This window comes from Amycolatopsis sp. NPDC114478 (assembly GCF_055633805.1).
On record NZ_JBVKDO010000003.1, the window covers coordinates 176,808 to 193,875 of the forward strand.

Consider the following 17,068-nt stretch of genomic DNA (forward strand, 5'->3'; position numbering starts at 1 on the left):
TTGTGTTGAGTTCCGAAGGCACCATCGTCGGCGGCCGGTTCCGGCTGGACCAGCCGATCGGCCGTGGCCGCGCGGGCATCGTGTGGCTGGCGTTCGACACGCGGCTGTTCCGCACCGTCGCGATGAAGCGGATGTACCTCCCGGTCGGCGCCGGCGACCGCGCCGAGCAGGCGCGCGCGGGGGCCATGCAGGAGGGCAAGGACGCGGCCCGGATCGAGCACCCCAGCGCGATCAAGGTGTTCGACGTCCTTCCCGACGGCCAGGACGTCTGGCTGGTGATGGAGTACATCCCGTCGCGCAGCATGGCGACGTTCCTCGCCGAGCACGGCCGGCTCACCCCCGACCAGGCCGCGCACCTGGGCATCCAGCTCGGCAACGCGCTCGCCGCGATCCACGCGGCCGGGTTCGTGCACCGCACGCTCGAGCCGGGCACGGTCCTGCTGGCCGACGACGGCGGCGTCAAGCTCACCGACATCGGCATCAGCGGCGGCGGGCCGCACGCGGCGTACGTGGCGCCTGAGGTCGCGCGCGGGCTGCCCCCGACGCCGGCCGCCGACGTCTTCTCGCTCGGCGCGACGCTGTACACGTCCGTCGAGGGCGTGCCGCCGTTCGGGGAGGACGGGCAGTCGTCCGAGCGACCGGCGCAGAACGCGGGTGTGCTGACCGCGGCGCTGCGCAAGATGCTCCGCTCGGACCCGACGACCCGGCCGACGATGGCCGACACTGTCCGTTCGCTGAGCGCGATCACCGAGGGCCGCGAGACGGCGTTCATCCCGCCGACCGCGCCCGGGCTCCCGCCGCCGCCGGCTCCGCCGTTCAACCCGGGGCTGGCGCCCGCGGCGCCGCCGATGCCGCCGTCGGGACCGCAGTTCCAGCAGCAGGTCCCGGTCGCCGCGCCGGGCTACTCCTCGGCGGAGGAGACCCAGCGGATGCAGCCGGTCCCGCCGCCGACGCAGTACGCGCCGCCGCCCGCACCGGGGCCGCAGCCGTCGGCGCAGGCGTGGAACCTGCCGGTGTCGAAGAAGACGCTGATCACCGTGGCCGCGATCCTCGCGGCGGTGCTGGTCGGCATCCTCGTCTCGGAGCTGTTCTTCGTCTAAGCGACCTTCACGGTCGCCGCGCGCATGGCTTCCAGGAACGTCCGGACGGCTGGCTGCCCCCACGCTCGGGACGCGACCGCGGCGTGGATCGCGCGGACCGGTTCCGGGTTCCGGATCCGGCGGACGACCACGCCCGGGTGCTGGGCGCCGAGCCCCAGCTCCGGGATGAGCCCGACGCCGATGCCGGCGGCGACGAACCCCTGCGCCGTCTGGTAGTCCTCGGACTCGACCACGACGTTCGGCGCGAACCCGGCGGACGCGCAGGCGCTGTCGAGGATGTCGCGGCAGATGCCCGGCAGGCCGTCGACGCCGACCCACGGCTCCTCGGCGAACTCCGTCAGGTCGAGCACGCGCTTGCGGGCCAATGGGTGCGTTTTCGGCAGCACCGCGCGGTACGGGTCGTCGAGCAGGTGCACCAGCTCGACGCCCTTGCCGGGCGGCTTCTTGCGCGGGAAGACGGTGATCGCGACGTCGGCGTCGCCCGCTTCGACGTCGGCCATCGGGTCGTCCGGCTCGACCAGCTTGAGGTCGAGGCGGACGCCGGGGTGCTCGCGGCGGACCGCGGCGATGGCGGGCGGGACGAGGGACGCGCCGGCCGTCGCGAAGTAGCGGATGGCGACGCGGCCGGTGCGGCCCTCCTTGAGCTCGGTCAGCGCCGCCTCGGCCTTCGCGAGCTCGGTGCTGAGCTTCTCGGCGTGCTCGGACAGCAGCGAACCGGCGGGGGTCGGGCGGACGCCGCGGCCGACGCGTTCGAGCAGCTCGGTGCCCGCTTCGCGTTCCAGGGCCGACAGCTGCTGGCTGATCGCGGACGGCGTGTAGCCGAGGTTGCGGGCCGCGGCGGTGATCGACCCGCTGGTGATGACGGCGCGGAGGACCTGCATGCGTCGGACGTCGAGCATGGCTCCGATCGTACAGCTGAGCTTAAGCGTCCCTGCAGTTATTTTCGCTTGTCCTTACGTCTCGGCGGCGCGAAGCTGGCGCTTGATCGGTGAAGGAGGACTGGGGTGGGCGAGACGAAGACCCTGCTGAGGATCGGCGCGCTGGCGTTGATGTGGGGTTCGAGCTTCTTCTGGATCAAGCTGGGGCTGGGCATGTTCTCGCCGGTGCAGCTGGTGCTGGCTCGGCTCGTGCTCGGCGCGGCGATGCTGCTGGTGCTGTGCCGACTGCGGCGTACGCGGCTGCCGCGCGACGGGCGGGTGTGGGGCCACCTGGCCGTCGCGGCGTTCTTCCACAACGCGCTGCCCTTCCTGCTGTTCGCGATCGGCGAGACGACCGTCGACTCGGGGATCACCGGGGTGCTGAACTCGACGACGCCGCTGTGGGTGCTGCTGGCGGCGCCGATGATGGGGACGTCATCGCGGATGACCGGGACGCGGCTGGCCGGGCTCCTGGTCGGCCTCGGCGGGATCTTGCTGATCTTCGCGCCCTGGCAGGCGTCGGGGCTGCTCAGCTGGGGCGCGCTGGCGTGCCTCGCGGCGGCGGCGAGCTACGGGTTCGCGTTCGTCTACGAAGGCAAGTACCTGTCCTCTTCGACGTCCTCGCCGTACGCGATCTCGGCCGGGCAGATGCTGCTGGCCAGCGGGATGCTGGTCCTGGCGCTGCCGGTGGGCGGCCTGACGCCGGTGCACGTCTCGACCGGGCCGCTGCTGGCGGTGCTGGTGCTGGGCATCGGGTCAACGGGGATCGCGTTCGCGCTGAACTACCAGCTGCTGGCGAGCGAGGGCGCGGTGGCGGCTTCGGTCGTCGGGTACCTGCTGCCGGTGGTGTCAGTGCTGCTGGGCGCGGTCTTCCTGGGCGAGCAGCTGAACCTGCGGGTGATCGCGGGGATGGTGGTCGTCCTCGGCGGGGTCGCGCTGACCCGCCTCCAGAAGCCGGAGCGAGGGGCCCTGGACGTGGCCGGTGACCAGGCGGATGGGCTTGGTGACGACACCACCGGGCGCGCGCCCCGGCCTCTCGCTCCTCTGGCGGACTGAGTCAGACGAGACGTCGGTCGGAAGCCCAGCGGGAGAGCTCGTACCGGTTCGACAGCTGGGTCTTCCGCAGGACGCTCGACACGTGCGTCTCGACGGTCTTCACCGAGATGAACAGCTCGGACGCGATCTCCTTGTAGGCGTACCCCCGCGCGAGCAACCGCAGGACGTCCCGCTCCCGCGGCGTCAGGAGGTCCAGCTCCGGGTCGTTGATCGGCGCGGAACCGGGCCGGTCCGCGAACGCGTCCAGGACGAACCCGGCCAGCCGCGGCGAGAACACCGCGTCGCCGTCGGCCACGCGGACCACCGCGCGGACCAGCTCCTTCGACGAGATCGTCTTCGTGACGTACCCGCGCGCGCCCGCTCGGATGACCGCGATGACGTCCTCCGCCGCGTCCGAGACCGACAGCGCCAAGAACACCACGTCCGGCAGCTCCGGGCGCACCCGGCGCAGGACCTCGGCGCCGCCGCCGTCGGGCATGTGGACGTCCAGCAGGACCACCTGGGGCTTGGTCCGGGCGATCCCGGCCACCGCCTCCGCCACCGACCCGGCCTCGCCGACCACGCGGACCTCGTCGGTGATCGAGTCGAGCTCGGTGCGGACCCCCGCGCGGAACAGCGCGTGGTCGTCGACGAGGAACACCTTCACCGGTTCGCGCTGGGTGTCAGTCACGTCGTCGAGCATAGCCGCCTCACGCTGCCCCCTTGCCCGCTTTCACCGGCATGGCGAGCTGCACTTCGGTGCCCTCCCCCGGCGCGGTGCGGACCTTGCACGTGCCGCCGTGGCGGGTCATCCGGCCGCGGATCGAGTCGGCGAGGCCGTGGCGGTCGTCCGGGACGAGGTCGGGGTCGAAGCCCTTGCCGCGGTCGCGGACGAACACCGTCACCGCCGTCGGCTCGACCTCGGCGAAGACGCTGACCTCCTCGACGCCGGCGTGCTTCGCGGCGTTGACGATCGCTTCGCGCGCGGCCTGGACCAGCGCCACCAGCGAGTCGTCCAGCTCGGCGTCGCCGACGACGACCTGGCCGACGGAGATCGCGAACGTGTCCTCGACCTCGCCGCACGCCGTCGCGAGCGCTTCGGACAGCTGGCCCGTCGCTTCTTCGGCGGTCTCGACGGGCTTGCCGTAGCCGTTCGGGCCGTAGAGCCAGCCGCGCAGCTCGCGCTCCTGGCTGCGCGCCAGCCGCGCCACCTCGCGCGGCTGCTCGCTCTGCTTCTGGATCAGGGCCAGGGTCTGCAGGACGGAGTCGTGCAGGTGGGCGGCGATCTCGGCGCGTTCGTCGGTGCGGATGCGGGCCTTGCGCTCGTCGGACAGGTCGCGGACCAGCCGCAGCCAGAACGGGATGGTCAGGACGGCGACGCCGATCAGCGTCGCGAGGACCGCGATCAGGGCGAACTGGACCTGATCGAGCGTGCCGCTGCGCAGCACGACGACGGTGATGCCGGTGATCACCAGCGCGACGCCGGCGACGATCCGGATCGCGGCCGACCAGCCGCCCCCGCCGAGGAACGCCCCCGCGAAGCCGTCCTTGGCCCCGACCCGCCACCGGCGGCGCTGCGACTCGTCGGCCTCCCGCCAGACGACCGCGAGACCGAGCATGGCGACGGCGAGCGGCACGGCGACCCAGCCGCTGATGAACCCGGTGAGCGTCCCGCTGGCGACGGCGAGGCCGACGCCCAGCGCGATCAGGCCGAACGCCTGCTGGCGTTCCTTCGACGTCGGAGCTTTGGCGGTTTCGTCGGTCTGCTGCTGGACGAAGACCCAGAGGAGCCCGTAGGCGAGCAGGCCGGCCCCGTTGAGGGCGGCGAGCAGCGCGAAGGCGGTCCGGACCCAGACGACGGGCACCCCGAGGTGGTCGGCGAGCCCCCCGGCAACCCCGGCGATCGCCCGCCCGGACCGGCGCCGGAACATCTTGGGCTTCTCCGGAACGGTCACCTGGTCACTGGCGACGTGGTCGAGGGCATCCTGCACGCCGTCCATCGTCACACGCGGCCGTGCGGAGGTGCATCGGGGAAAATCCCGGAACGCCCGATCAGTGCCAGGGTGCCGGACCGGTCCGGCTCGCCCAGGCAGCGAGACCGTGCACGGTGTAACAGGTACCGCCGAACCGCTGCAGGTCAGGGCCGCCGACCTTGTGGGTGCCGCTGAAGCGCTTCGCCTGGAGCACGATCTTGCGCCCGATCTCCTGTGAACGGGCGACGTCGAGCTGCCACGCTTCCCGGGCCTCGCGCGCCCGCCGCTGCTGCCACAGCACCAGCACATAGATCGTCACGCCGAGCACGGCGGCACCGCCGGCGAGCGAGATGACCGGGTTTGCCGCCACGAAGCCAACTCAGCAGGAACTCGCTTGTCACAACCGCCCCCGAAACCCTCTCCGGGAAACCTCAGGGACCATCCCGGATGTCCGCCGACCACGGATCGCGCATGCTCTTCGGTATGAGTGGTGCGAGTGAGACGCGGGCACCGAAGCCGAGTCCGTTGAACGGCTTCGAGGAGACCGTGAAGGACTTCTGGGTCAGCCGGCCTCGGCGGCCGCACGCCGGGCGGAAGGTCGCCGGCGTCGCCGCGGCCATCGGGTACCGGTACGGGATCGACCCCGTTGTCGTGCGGGTCGCCTTGGTGGTCGCGACGATCTTCGGCGGCTTCGGCGTTCCCTTCTACCTGCTGGGGTGGCTCTTCCTGCCGGGCGAGAGCGACGAGATGTCCGGCTTCGAGAGCCTGATCGGGCGCGGCCGGTCGTCGGTGTCGCCGGCCTTCGCCGTCGTGCTGTGCGTGCTCACCGTGGTCAGCGTCGGGGGCTCCTTCAGCGGCTCGTGGTTCGACGGCGGGGCCCTCATCAGCTTCGCGCTCATCGCCACCGCGCTCTACCTGCTGCACCGCAACCGCGGCCAGGAGAACCGGCCCGCGCCGGTCGTCCCGCGGACTCGAGCCTTCACCGGGAACGGAGCCTTCACCATGACCGACACGGCCACGGCCGCCCCCGAGGCGAAGCCCGGCTGGGACCCGCTCGCCGCCGACCCGGCCGGCTGGGACCTGCCCGACCCGCCGTCGACGCAGCCGCCGCCTCCGCCCGCGCCGCCGATGCACCACCGCGACCGGCGGCCCGAACGGCGCCGCAACTCCAAGGTGGGCTCCGCGACCTTCGCGCTCGCCGTGCTGACCGCCGGCGGTGGCGTGCTGGCCAACCTCAACGGCGCGACCTGGTTCTCCGCGCAGCACATCATCGGCCTGGTGCTCGGCGTCGTCGGGATCGGCCTGGTCACCGGCGCGTTCGCTCGCGGCGGCCGCGGCCTGATCGGGCTCGCCGTGCCGCTGGCGATCGCCGGGATGGTGCTGACGACCGTGCCGTTCGAGAACTTCGACTTCCGCGGCGGCGCGGGCGACCTGCACGAGACTCCGCTCTCGGTAACCGCCCTGAAGCCGCTCTACCAGCACGCCGCGGGCAACATCGACCTCGACCTGACCGCGCTGCCCGCCGGTTCGCCGATCACCACCACCGTGATCAACGGCGCGGGCGACACCACGATCACCGTGCCGGACACCGCCGACGTCACCTACGACTGCCGCACCGGCGCCGGCAACACGGACTGCTTGGGCCACCAGACCGACGGCATCAGCCAGGACGCGCTGACCGGCGTCGACTACGGCACCGACGGCCCCGGCGGCCAGCAGATCACCCTGCACGTCAAGAACAGCGTGGGCAACGTGGAGGTGCGCCGTGGCTGACCAGAACCCCTACGCCTACGACAACCCGACGGAGACCCAGCCCGCGAAGCGCGGCGTGGACGTCTTCACCCTGATCGTCGGGATCGCGACGCTGCTGATCTCCGCCTACGTCCTCTCGGACGGCGCGAGCTGGCTGCCCCCGTTCGACTTCCGGTGGGTCATCGCCGGCGGCGCGGTGCTCGTGGGGCTGCTGCTGCTCGGCGCGTCGTTCGGCAGCAAACGCCGCCGCTAGCACCGAAAACTCTCGAGGCCCCGGATCCCACGCCGGGGCCTCGAGTCCTGTCTGGGAGTGGACTCACTCCCACTCGATCGTGCCCGGCGGCTTGGACGTCACGTCCAGGACGACCCGGTTGACCTCCGCGACCTCGTTGGTGATGCGGGTGGAGATCCGCTCGAGGACGTCGTAGGGCAGGCGCGTCCAGTCCGCGGTCATCGCGTCCTCGGACGACACCGGGCGCAGCACCACCGGGTGCCCGTAGGTCCGGCCGTCGCCCTGGACGCCGACGCTGCGGACGTCCGCCAGCAGCACCACCGGGCACTGCCAGATGCTGCGGTCCAGCCCGGCGGCCGTCAGCTCCTCGCGGGCGATCAGGTCGGCCGCGCGCAGCGTCTCGAGGCGCTCGGCGTCGACCGCGCCGATGATCCGGATGCCCAGGCCGGGGCCGGGGAACGGCTGGCGCTGGACGATCGTCTCGGGCAGGCCCAGCTCCAGGCCGACGCGGCGGACCTCGTCCTTGAACAGCAGCCGCAGCGGCTCGACCAGCTCGAACTGCAGGTCGTCCGGCAGGCCGCCGACGTTGTGGTGGCTCTTGATGTTGGCCGTGCCCTCGCCGCCGCCGGACTCGACGACGTCCGGGTACAGCGTGCCCTGGACCAGGAACTTGTAGTCACCCTGCGCCTTGAGGTCGCGCTCGGCCTGCTCGAAGACGCGGATGAACTCGCGGCCGATGATCTTGCGCTTCTGCTCCGGGTCGGTGACGCCGGCCAGCGCGTCGAGGAAGCGTTCGCGCGCGTCGATGGTGACGAGGTTGACCCCGGTCGCGGAGACGAAGTCCTGCTCGACCTGGGTGCGCTCGCCGGCCCTCAGCAGGCCGTGGTCAACGAACACGCAGGTCAGCCGGTCGCCGATGGCGCGCTGCACCAGCGCCGCCGCGACGGCCGAGTCGACCCCGCCGGACAGGCCGCAGATCGCGCGGCCGTCGCCGACCTGGTCGCTGATCCGCTGGACCTGCTCCTCGACGATCGACGACGTCGTCCACTGCGGTTCGATCCCGGCGATGTCGCGCAGGAACCGGCGCAGCACCTCCTGGCCGTGCGGCGAATGCGCGACCTCCGGGTGGTACTGGACGCCCGCGAAGCGGCGCTCGACGTCCTCGAAGCCGGCGACCTCGGCGCCGTCCGAAGACGCCGTGACGACCGAGCCTTCCGGTGCCTTGGTGACGCTGTCGTTGTGGCTCATCCACGCGGGCTGGTGCGCGGGCAGGCCGGCGTGCAGGACGCCGCCGTCGCCGGCGACGCGGATCTCGGTGCGGCCGAACTCGCGCACGCCGGTCGGCTCGACGACGCCGCCGAGCGCGCTGGCCAGCAGCTGGTGGCCGTAGCAGATGCCGAACATCGGCACGCCCGCTTCGGTGAGCTTCGGGTCCATGCCCGGCGCGCCTTCGGCGTACACGCTCGACGGGCCGCCGGAAAGGATGATGGCCGCGGGGTTCTTCGCGAGGATCTCTTCGGTCGACGCGCTGTGCGGGACGACCTCGGAGTAGATCTGCGCCTCGCGCACGCGCCGGGCGATCAGCTGCGCGTACTGCGCCCCGAAGTCCACGACGAGAACCGGACCGGTGGGGTTGGGCACCTGAGGACCTCCTGGCGAGAAGCGGGAATCCCCTCCATCGTCCCAGGTGGGCCCGGTCACCCCCGATTCAGGGCCGCCCCTGTCCGCGATCGGCCCTACGGTCCCCGGTATGGCTGTGAACTGGACCAAGGAACTGACCGACCAGCTCGACTTCCACTGGAACGTCCACACGCGCCCGAAGCTCGAGGGCCTCACCGACGACGAGTACTTCTGGGAGCCCGTCGCGGACTGCTGGACCGTGCGGCCGCGCAAGTCGGACGACGAGCCCGGCACGGGCCCGTTCACCATCGACTTCGCGTTCCCCGAGCCGACGCCGCCGCCGGTCACGACGATCGCGTGGCGGCTCAACCACGTCCTGGTCGGGGTGTTGGGCATGCGGTCGGCGTCGCACTTCGGCGGGCCGCCGATGACGTACGACGACTACCCGTACCCGGGGACGGCCGCGGAGGCGCTGTCCCTGCTCGACGAGTACTACGCCCGGTGGGTCGAAGGAGTGAAGTCCCTCGACGAAGAGGCGCTGGCCCAGCCGTGCGGCCCGGCGGAGGGCCCGTACGCGGAGTACCCGATGGCGACGCTGGTGCTCCACATCCACCGCGAGATGATCCACCACTGCGCGGAGGTCCTGCTGCTGCGAGATCTGTACCGCAACCGGTGATCTGTAACGCGGAGTCACTGCCGGCCCGATTCACCGGGTGTCGAGGCCAGCTCCGAGGGGGACCCGCGCATGCTCTACCGACTCCGCCCGCAAGGCGCCCTGACCCGGTGTGACTTGCCGGGGTACGTGGTCTGCCGCGCCGACGACCAGCCGCCGCCCGATTGGGAGCGGCTGTCGTGGGTGCCCGCCGAGACGCGCGCGTTCAGCAACGACCTGCTGCGGATCGCCGTCCGCTACGGCGCTCAGTCGGGCAGCGGGATCATCATCGACGCCCGGCACACCGAGGACCTGGGCAAGGCCGACGAGCTGCGCTGCGACCGGATCGCCCGGGCGGAGCAGTGCGACGCCGCGGACGAAGACCTGGAGTGGGAACGCACCGAAGAAGCGGCCCGCCAGGCCGAGGCGGATCTCGCCGGCCTCCTCGCCGTGCCGCCGCAGCCGCACCTGGTCGCGCACTGGTGCCGGCTCGGCGGCCGCTACCCGGACTGACCGGCCCGCGGGAGGAGCAGGAAGCCGAGCGCCAGGCCCAGCAGCAGCGGCAGGCCGTGGTTGTCGTGCACCAGCGTGTCGACCACGGCCAGCACCGGCAGCGCGAACGCCAGCACCCGGAACTGGACCGGCAGCACCACGCCGTAGCGGCGCGAAGCCACCATCACCACCGCCGCCAGACCACCGATCAGGCCCACGACGCACATCGAGTTGCCCGCCCCGACCGGGTTGAGCCACAGGTAGCTCATGACCTGGCCGAACAGGCCGCAGCCGAAGTACAGGACGAGCCAGCGGCCGCGGCCGAATACGCGCTCGGCCAGCGTGCCGAACACCGCCAGCCAAACCAGGTTCGACGTCAGGCCGAACGCCCAGCCGTCCTGGAAGAACATGCCCGTCACCAGGCGGTACCACTCGCCCGCGTCGATGCGCGCCGCGTCGCGGTGCATCGCGTCGTACAGCGGCGGGTGCGCCAGCTGCGCGATCCCGCACGCCAGCGTCACCGCGAAGACCGCCGCGGTCAGGTACGGGTGGCGGGTCACCGGGGCGAGGGCCGCGAACGGGTTGCGGGATGCGGTGCGCGGGGCCATGGACGAAAATCTAGGCGCGCCACCGGCGTCGCACCCCCGACGTTTGTCACGAACCCCCACGGGAAGGCCCCAGCATGCGAGCGACACTCATCTACGGCGCCGGCGACGTGCGGGTCGAGACCGTCCCGGACCCCAAGCTGGTGGAGCCGACCGACGTCGTGCTGCGGGTGGTGCGGTCCTGCATCTGCGGCAGCGACCTCTGGCCGTACGCCGACATGCCGCCGCGTGAGCACGGGCGCCGGATCGGGCACGAGTTCCTCGGGATCGTCGAGGAGACCGGCGCCGACGTCGCAGGCGTCAAGAAGGGCGACCTCGCCGTCGCCCCGTTCGTCTGGTCGGACAACACCTGCGAGTTCTGCCGGGAGGGCCTGCAGACGTCGTGCCTGCACGGCGGCGGCTGGGGCGCGAAGGGCGTCGACGGCGGTCAGGGCGAGGCCGTGCGCGTCCCGCAGGCCGACGGCACGCTCGTCAAGCTCCCGCCCACCGAGGACGACGAACTGCTCGCGTCCTTGCTGACGCTCTCGGACGTCTTCTCGACCGGCCACCACGCCGCCGTAAAGGCGCGGGTGAGCGAGGGCCAGAACGTCACCGTGATCGGCGACGGCGCCGTCGGGCTCTCGGCCGTCCTCGCGGCGAAGCGGCTCGGCGCCGACCGGATCATCCTGATGGGACGGCACCAGGCCCGGACCGACCTCGGCCGCGAGTTCGGCGCGACCGACGTCGTCGCCGAGCGCGGCGAAGAAGGCGTCGAGAAGGTGCGCGAGCTGACGAACGGGCGCGGCACGCACGCCGTCCTCGAGTGCGTCGGCACGCTGGGCGCCTTCGAGATGGGCGTCGGAGCCGTGCGTGCGGGCGGCGCGGTCAGCCGGGTCGGCCTGCCGCAGTACGAAACCGGTCCGATCGGCGTTGGGGTCTTCCGCCGCAACGTCACCATCACCGGCGGGGTCGCGCCCGCGCGGCACTACATCCCGGAGCTGCTGCCGGACGTCCTCGACGGCAAGTACCAGCCCGGTCGCGTCTTCGACCGCACGATCGACATCGAGGGCGTGCCCGACGGCTACCGCGCCATGGCCGACCGCGAAGCGCTGAAGGTGCTCATCAAGCCGTGACCCGTCCGGGTGGGGGTCCCACGACGAGTCCCCCACTCGGATTACGTTGGTACGCATGGACATGATCACCCCCGAGCCGCGCCCCGCCTGGATCGCCGGCCGCCCGGAGCCGGGCGCCACCACCCTCGTCGTGCACCACCCGTACGACGGCAGCGAGGTCGCCACGGTCGCCGTGCCGGGGCCGGAGCAGGTCGAGCGCGCGGTCGCCGCCGCGGTGTCGGTCGCGAAGGAACTGCGCGGCACCCCCGCGCACGTCCGCGCCGGCGCGCTCGAGCACGTGTCCCGCGTGCTCGCCGGGCGCGCCGAGGAGATCGCCGAGGTCATCACCGCCGAGAACGGCAAGCCGCTCAAGTGGGCCGAAGCCGAGGTCAAGCGCGCGGTGTCGGTGTTCCGCATCGCCGCCGAGGAAGCCCGCCGCTTCAGCGGCGACGTCCAGCGCCTCGACACCGACCCGGCGGGCGAGGCCCGGCTCGCGCTGACCCGCCGCGTCCCGCGCGGGCCGGTGCTCGGTATCGCGCCGTTCAACTTCCCGCTCAACCTGGTGGCGCACAAGGTCGCGCCGGCACTGGCGATCGGCGCGCCGATCATCGTCAAGCCCGCGCCGCGGACGCCGTTGTCGTCGCTGATCCTCGGCGAGATCCTGGCCGAGACGGACCTGCCGGACGGGTCGTTTTCCGTGCTGCCACTGGGAAACGAGGAGACGCAGAAGCTCGTCGCCGACCCGCGGCTGCCGGTCGTGTCGTTCACCGGCTCGGGCCCGGTCGGCTGGTCGCTCAAGGACGCCGCGCCGCGCAAGCACGTCGTGCTGGAGCTCGGCGGCAACGCGGCGGCCGTCGTGCTGCGCGACTGGCCCGACCCCGAAGGCGCCGCGCACCGCATCGCCACCTTCGGCAACTACCAGGCCGGGCAGTCCTGCATCGCCGTGCAGCGGGTGATCGTCGACGCCGCCGTCGCGGACGAGTTCGTGCCCGCGCTCGTGGAAGCCGTCGAGGCGCAGCGGACGGGCGACCCGTACGACCGCGCCACCGACGTCGGCCCGGTCGTCGACGAAGCCGCGGCCGAGCGGATCCTCGCCTGGGTCGACGAGGCCGTCGCGGCGGGCGCGAAGGTGCTCACCGGCGGCACCCGCGACGGCGCGACCGTCGCCCCGACGCTGCTCACCGACGTCCCGGCGGACACCAAGGCGTGGGCCGAGGAAATCTTCGGGCCGGTGCTCGCGGTGTCCGTTGTGGACGGTGTGGACGACGCCTTCCGCGCGGTCAACGACTCCGCGTACGGCCTGCAGGCCGGCGTGTTCACCACCGACGTCCAGCTGGCGTTCCACGCGTCGGCCGAGCTGGAGGTCGGCGGGGTGATCATCGGCGACGTCCCGTCCTACCGCGCCGACCAGATGCCCTACGGCGGCGTCAAGGGCTCGGGTGTCGGCCGCGAGGGTGTCCTCGCGGCGATGCACGACCTGACCGAGGAGCGCGTCACGGTCTTCACCGGCATCGACCTCTAGGCGGCCACACCCTGCCCGAACCGGAAGACGTTGAAGGGGTCGTACTTCTTCGCGACGTCTCCCAGCCGCTTGGCGTTGTCGCCGTAGTAGGCGGCCTTCCAGTCGGGCAGGGTGGGGTCGATGTAGTTGACGTACCCGCCGCCCGCGCCGGCCGCCGCGAGGCCCGCGACGACCTCCTCCACCGACGCCGCCACCTTCGGCCGGGTCTTCGCCGTCGCCGGCGCGTAGATCTGGACGCTCGCCAGCGCGTCGCGGTGCCAGAACGCCGTCGCGTCCTTCGCCGGCTCGGCGACCTTGCCGCCGAGGCCGTCGATGAGCAGGTCCATACCCGCGCGGCTGTCGGCGAGCGCGACGACCTTCGCCGGGTCGACCGGGCTGGTGATGATCCGCGACGAGGCCACGAACGACTGCCGGGCCGAGCTGCCGGAGAAGTAGTTCATCGCGCCGAGGTAGTCGAGGGCCTTCACCGTGCGCTGGGTCGGCCGCGCGCCGGCGTTGGCGGTGAGGTTGTTGAGCAGGGTGTTGAGCCCGGCGGGGGCCCCGACGTAGCAGCCGCCGACCCGGCACTGCACCGGCGAGCCGCCGGAGATGACGATGTTCGCCCACAGCTCCGGCGGCATCGCGGCGATCCACTGCTGCCACGCGCCGAACACGCCGGTCGCGGAACCGGCCGGGAAGTGCAGCGAGAACACCGTCAGGTTCGGCGCCGGATCGGTGTCGAAGGTGAACTCGGTGACGATGCCGAAGTTGCCGCCGCCCCCGCCGCGCAGCGCCCAGAACAGGTCGGGCTCGGAGGTCGCCGACGCCGTCACCAGCTTGCCGTCGGCGGTGACGACCTGCGCGGAGCTCAGGTGGTCGCAGGTCAGGCCGTACTTGCGGGCCAGTACGCCGATGCCGCCGCCGAGGGTCAGCCCAGCGATCCCGACCGTCGGGCAGGAGCCGGCTGGCAGCGCGCGCCCGGCCGCCGCCAGCCCGGCGTAGACGTCCTTCAGCTTCGCGCCCGCGCCGATCACGGCCTGGGTGCCCTGGATCTCCACCTTGTTCATCCCGGAGACGTCGACAACCAGGCCGCTTTCGGGGACGGAGTAGCCGGCGTAGCTGTGGCCGCCGCTGCGCGCGGCGAGCGTGAGGCGCCCGGCGGCGGCCTGGACGCAGGTCTGCACGTCCTGGGCGCTCGTCACCTTCGCGACCGCGACCGGGTTGTTGCCGTCGAAGAGCGGGTTGAAGGCGCGCTTGGCGGTGTCGTAGCCGTCGGTGCCCGGGCGCAGGAGGCTGCCGGTCAGCTTGCCGCGCAGGTCGTCCCAGTTCGGCGGCCCGGTGGGCAGCCGGGTGGTGGGCGGCCCGGACGTCGCCGGGGCGGCGGGGGTGCTCGACGCCGCCGGCGTCGTGGGCGACCCCGGACCGCACGCGGCCGCGACGGCACCGGCCGCCGAGACGCCCGTGATCCGGAGGAACGCCCGGCGGTCCAGGCGCGCCGGTCCGGCGGGGTGCCCGGTCACCGGGCCGGCCTGCTCACGCTGTCCACATCGGACTCCTCGCTGCGGGGGAGGCTCAGTTTAGGGCTGGACACCAGCCTCCGCGCCCCCTGATCACTACACGGAGGACGATCGAAGTCAGTTCAGCCCCAAGCGGGGATGCGAGGGACGTCCCCGTCGAGGGCCGCGCCGTCGGAGCGGCCGCTCAGCCAGGCCAGCAGCTGGCCGTTGCTGCCGCGGACCGTGGCGCCGGGAGCGGCGCCCATCGTCCACTCGGAGCCCTCCGCGACCAGGCGCAACGCCGGCAGGTGCGCGGCCCGGGACGTGATCGCGTGCTGGACGACGTCATCGGCGAGCGGTCCGAGCAGGCCGAGCACGCGGTCGAGGTCGTAGCCCCGGTCGAGGTCGGCGAGGTGGATGGCGAGCTCGGACAGCCGCATCCGCGCGACGACGGTCCCGGTGACGGGCGCGCCCTGCCGGTTGCGGGCTTCGCGCGCCCAAGCGTCGTCCGGCATTGCGGCGGCATACTGCTCGAAGCGCCCCGCCGAGGCGACGAAATCGGCGAGCAGCTCGGCGGCCGGGCGCTGCGACCCGGCCTCGATGTCGGCGTCGCGAGCCTCGGCGCTCGCGTACATCGGCGTCTCGACCCCGGTGTTCGCCCAGGTCAGGAGGTTCTGCAGCCCATCGGCGTTGCGGGCGACGTGCGCGAGGACGTGGGCGCGCGACCACCCGGGCAACGCGCTGGGGGCGCGCAGCTCCGGCTCACCGAGCCCGCCGATGACCTTGGCCCATTCGTCGTCGAGCTTCCGTACCCCGTCGAGCAGCGCGTGTGCCTTCTCGGATGCCGTCACGGCCCCGATCTTAGGACCGCCGGAGGGCCGCCGGGGCGTCGGCGGGCACCGCCGGGTTCTTCGGCGCCACCGGCTCCAGCCGCACGTACGACGAGTCCTGCGAAGGCCGCTGGTCCGCCTCGCCCTTGTTCGGCCAGAACGAGAACGCCCGCTCCGCCTGGGCCGTGATCGTCAGGGACGGGTTCACGCCCAGGTTCGCCGTGATCGCCGCGCCGTCCACCACCGACAGGCCCGGGTAGCCGAACACCCGGTGGTACGGGTCGATGACGCCCTCCTCGGCGGACGCGCCGATCGGGACGCCGCCGATGAAGTGGGCCGTGAGCGGGATGTCGAAGATCTCACCCCACGTGCCGCCCGCGATGCCGCCGATGCGGTCCGCCGTGCGCTCGTTCGCCTCGTGCCCGGCCGGGATGAAGCTCGGGTTCGGCTCGCCGTGGCCCTGCTTCGACGTGTACTTGCGGCGGCCGAACAGCCCGGGCCGCGTGTACGTCGTGATCGAGTTGTCCAGGCTCTGCATCACCAGCAGGATCACCGTGCGCTCGCTCCAGCGGTAGCCGTTGAGCAGCTTCGCCGTCTGGACCGGGTGCTTGACCATGAAGCTCACGGCCTGCCGCCACCGCGGGACCGGCGAAGCGCCGTCGGTCGCGATCGTCTGCAGCAGGCTCATCGCGTTGCTGCCCTTGCCGTAGCGCACCGGCTCGATGTGGGTGTTCTCGTCGGGGTGGATCGACGAGGTGATCGCGACGCCGCGGCTGAAGTTCCGGCTCTCGTCGACGTCGGTCCGGGCCGCGCCGATGATCGCCTCGGAGTTCGTCCGGGTCAGCTCGCCCAGCCGGCGCGACAGCCGGGGCAGCGTGCCGGTGTCCTTCATCTTGTGCAGCAGGTTCTGCGTGCCCCAGGTGCCCGCGGCGAAGACGACCTTCTCGGCCGTGATCGTCGTCCGGAACTTCTTCGAGGTCGTCCCGGTCTTCTTCAGGCTGACTTCGTAGCCGCCGTCGATCGGCCGCACGGAAGTCACCGTCGTCAGCGGGATGACCTTCGCGCCGTCCTGCTCGGCCAGGTACAGGTAGTTCTTGACCAGCGTGTTCTTCGCCCCGACGCGGCAGCCGGTCATGCACGCGCCGCATTCGGTGCAGCCGACGCGCTCGGGCCCGGCCCCGCCGAAGTACGGGTCGGCCGCCTTCGCCCCGGGCTTGCCGAAGTAGACGCCGACGGGCGTCGGGTGGAACGAATCGGCGACGCCCATGTCCTTGGCGACGTCGCGCATCACGACGTCCGAAGGCGTGATCGACGGGTTCGTCACCACGCCGAGCATCCGGCTCGCCTGGTCGTAGTGCGGCGCGAGCTCGGCCTCCCAGTCGGTGATGTGGGACCACTGCCGGTCGCGGTAGAACGGCTTGAGCGGCCGGTACAGCGTGTTCGCGTAGACGAGCGAACCGCCGCCGACACCAGCCCCGGCCAGCACCATGACGTCGTTGAGCATGTGGATGCGCTGGATCCCGTAGCAGCCGACCTGCGGTGCCCACAGGTAGCGCTTGAGGTCCCACGACGTCTTCGCGAACTCGTCGTCGGCGAACCTGCGTCCGGCTTCGACGACGGCTACGCGGTAGCCCTTCTCGGTGAGCCGCAGCGCCGCGACGCTGCCGCCGAACCCCGACCCCACCACGACGACGTCGTAGTCGGGGCCACCCGCACTGGTGGTGGTGTTACTGGCAGTCACACCTGGAGCGTAACCCGGGGTCCAGGTTCTG

At 72.2% G+C, this 17,068-nt stretch carries 17 protein-coding genes; 8 read left to right on the plus strand and 9 right to left on the minus strand.

The window, feature by feature from the left end:
* Nucleotides 1-5 precede the first annotated feature (5 nt).
* Nucleotides 6-1,100, plus strand: coding sequence for a serine/threonine-protein kinase (locus tag ACZ7OH_RS09650; RefSeq protein WP_470280465.1), 1,095 nt, complete (start codon nt 6-8; stop codon nt 1,098-1,100).
* On the opposite strand, the gene ACZ7OH_RS09655 is transcribed toward ACZ7OH_RS09650, so the two are convergent.
* Nucleotides 1,097-1,999, minus strand: coding sequence for a LysR family transcriptional regulator (locus tag ACZ7OH_RS09655; RefSeq protein WP_400900585.1), 903 nt, complete (start codon nt 1,997-1,999; stop codon nt 1,097-1,099). The genes ACZ7OH_RS09650 and ACZ7OH_RS09655 overlap by 4 nt on opposite strands.
* 105 nt (nt 2,000-2,104) lie before the next feature.
* Between ACZ7OH_RS09655 and ACZ7OH_RS09660 the strand changes: the two genes are divergently transcribed.
* Complete coding sequence (locus ACZ7OH_RS09660) at nt 2,105-3,073, plus strand: DMT family transporter (RefSeq protein WP_470280466.1); 969 nt, start codon at nt 2,105-2,107, stop codon at nt 3,071-3,073.
* Between the two features lies 1 nt (nt 3,074).
* On the opposite strand, the gene ACZ7OH_RS09665 is transcribed toward ACZ7OH_RS09660, so the two are convergent.
* The 3 genes from ACZ7OH_RS09665 to ACZ7OH_RS09675 are packed head-to-tail and all read right to left on the minus strand — an operon-like array spanning nt 3,075 to nt 5,395.
* Nucleotides 3,075-3,755, minus strand: a complete 681-nt coding sequence (locus tag ACZ7OH_RS09665; protein WP_176173206.1) for a response regulator — start codon at nt 3,753-3,755, stop codon at nt 3,075-3,077.
* 7 nt (nt 3,756-3,762) lie between these two features.
* Nucleotides 3,763-5,058, minus strand: a complete 1,296-nt coding sequence (locus ACZ7OH_RS09670) for an ATP-binding protein (RefSeq protein WP_470280467.1) — start codon at nt 5,056-5,058, stop codon at nt 3,763-3,765.
* Between the two features lie 46 nt (nt 5,059-5,104).
* A complete protein-coding gene (locus tag ACZ7OH_RS09675) occupies nt 5,105-5,395 on the minus strand; it encodes a hypothetical protein (protein ID WP_470280468.1) in 291 nt (96 codons plus the stop codon).
* Nucleotides 5,396-5,508: 113 nt separating this feature from the next.
* On the opposite strand from ACZ7OH_RS09675, the gene ACZ7OH_RS09680 reads away from it, so the two are divergent.
* Both ACZ7OH_RS09680 and ACZ7OH_RS09685 read left to right on the plus strand, forming a co-directional pair.
* Nucleotides 5,509-6,798: a PspC domain-containing protein gene (locus ACZ7OH_RS09680; RefSeq protein ID WP_470280469.1), complete on the plus strand. Its 1,290-nt coding sequence runs from the start codon at nt 5,509-5,511 to the stop codon at nt 6,796-6,798.
* Nucleotides 6,791-7,030 (plus strand): hypothetical protein, encoded by a 240-nt coding sequence (locus ACZ7OH_RS09685; protein WP_470280470.1) that lies wholly within the window; start codon nt 6,791-6,793, stop codon nt 7,028-7,030. The genes ACZ7OH_RS09680 and ACZ7OH_RS09685 overlap by 8 nt, the downstream gene beginning before the upstream one ends.
* Before the next feature lie 63 nt (nt 7,031-7,093).
* Here ACZ7OH_RS09685 and guaA read toward each other — a convergent pair whose 3' ends face one another.
* Entirely contained in the window at nt 7,094-8,650 is a 1,557-nt protein-coding gene (guaA, locus tag ACZ7OH_RS09690) for a glutamine-hydrolyzing GMP synthase (protein WP_470280471.1), read from the minus strand.
* A gap of 109 nt (nt 8,651-8,759) precedes the next feature.
* Here guaA and ACZ7OH_RS09695 point away from each other — a divergent pair, with 109 nt between their 5' ends.
* Entirely contained in the window at nt 8,760-9,305 is a 546-nt protein-coding gene (locus ACZ7OH_RS09695) for a DinB family protein (protein ID WP_470280472.1), read from the plus strand.
* 69 nt (nt 9,306-9,374) lie between these two features.
* Nucleotides 9,375-9,794: a hypothetical protein gene (locus tag ACZ7OH_RS09700; RefSeq protein ID WP_470280473.1), complete on the plus strand. Its 420-nt coding sequence runs from the start codon at nt 9,375-9,377 to the stop codon at nt 9,792-9,794.
* Here ACZ7OH_RS09700 and ACZ7OH_RS09705 read toward each other — a convergent pair.
* The gene (locus ACZ7OH_RS09705) at nt 9,782-10,381 is read right to left on the minus strand and encodes a rhomboid family intramembrane serine protease (RefSeq protein WP_470280474.1); all 600 of its coding nucleotides are present in this window, start codon (nt 10,379-10,381) and stop codon (nt 9,782-9,784) included. The two genes, ACZ7OH_RS09700 and ACZ7OH_RS09705, sit on opposite strands and share 13 nt — an antisense overlap.
* A 74-nt stretch (nt 10,382-10,455) precedes the next feature.
* Between ACZ7OH_RS09705 and ACZ7OH_RS09710 the strand changes: the two genes are divergently transcribed.
* On the plus strand, nt 10,456-11,490 hold the full coding sequence (locus ACZ7OH_RS09710; protein WP_470280475.1) for a zinc-dependent alcohol dehydrogenase family protein: 1,035 nt from the start codon (nt 10,456-10,458) through the stop codon (nt 11,488-11,490).
* 55 nt (nt 11,491-11,545) lie between these two features.
* Complete coding sequence (locus tag ACZ7OH_RS09715) at nt 11,546-12,991, plus strand: aldehyde dehydrogenase family protein (RefSeq protein WP_470280476.1); 1,446 nt, start codon at nt 11,546-11,548, stop codon at nt 12,989-12,991.
* Here the strand turns inward: ACZ7OH_RS09715 and ACZ7OH_RS09720 are convergent.
* The 3 genes from ACZ7OH_RS09720 to ACZ7OH_RS09730 form a co-directional block, all read right to left on the minus strand.
* On the minus strand, nt 12,988-14,490 hold the full coding sequence (locus ACZ7OH_RS09720; protein WP_470280477.1) for an FAD-binding oxidoreductase: 1,503 nt from the start codon (nt 14,488-14,490) through the stop codon (nt 12,988-12,990). The two genes, ACZ7OH_RS09715 and ACZ7OH_RS09720, sit on opposite strands and share 4 nt — an antisense overlap.
* A 119-nt stretch (nt 14,491-14,609) precedes the next feature.
* The gene (locus ACZ7OH_RS09725; protein WP_400900609.1) at nt 14,610-15,317 is read right to left on the minus strand and encodes a maleylpyruvate isomerase N-terminal domain-containing protein; all 708 of its coding nucleotides are present in this window, start codon (nt 15,315-15,317) and stop codon (nt 14,610-14,612) included.
* A gap of 10 nt (nt 15,318-15,327) precedes the next feature.
* Entirely contained in the window at nt 15,328-17,037 is a 1,710-nt protein-coding gene (locus ACZ7OH_RS09730; protein ID WP_470280478.1) for an FAD-dependent oxidoreductase, read from the minus strand.
* Nucleotides 17,038-17,068 lie beyond the last annotated feature (31 nt).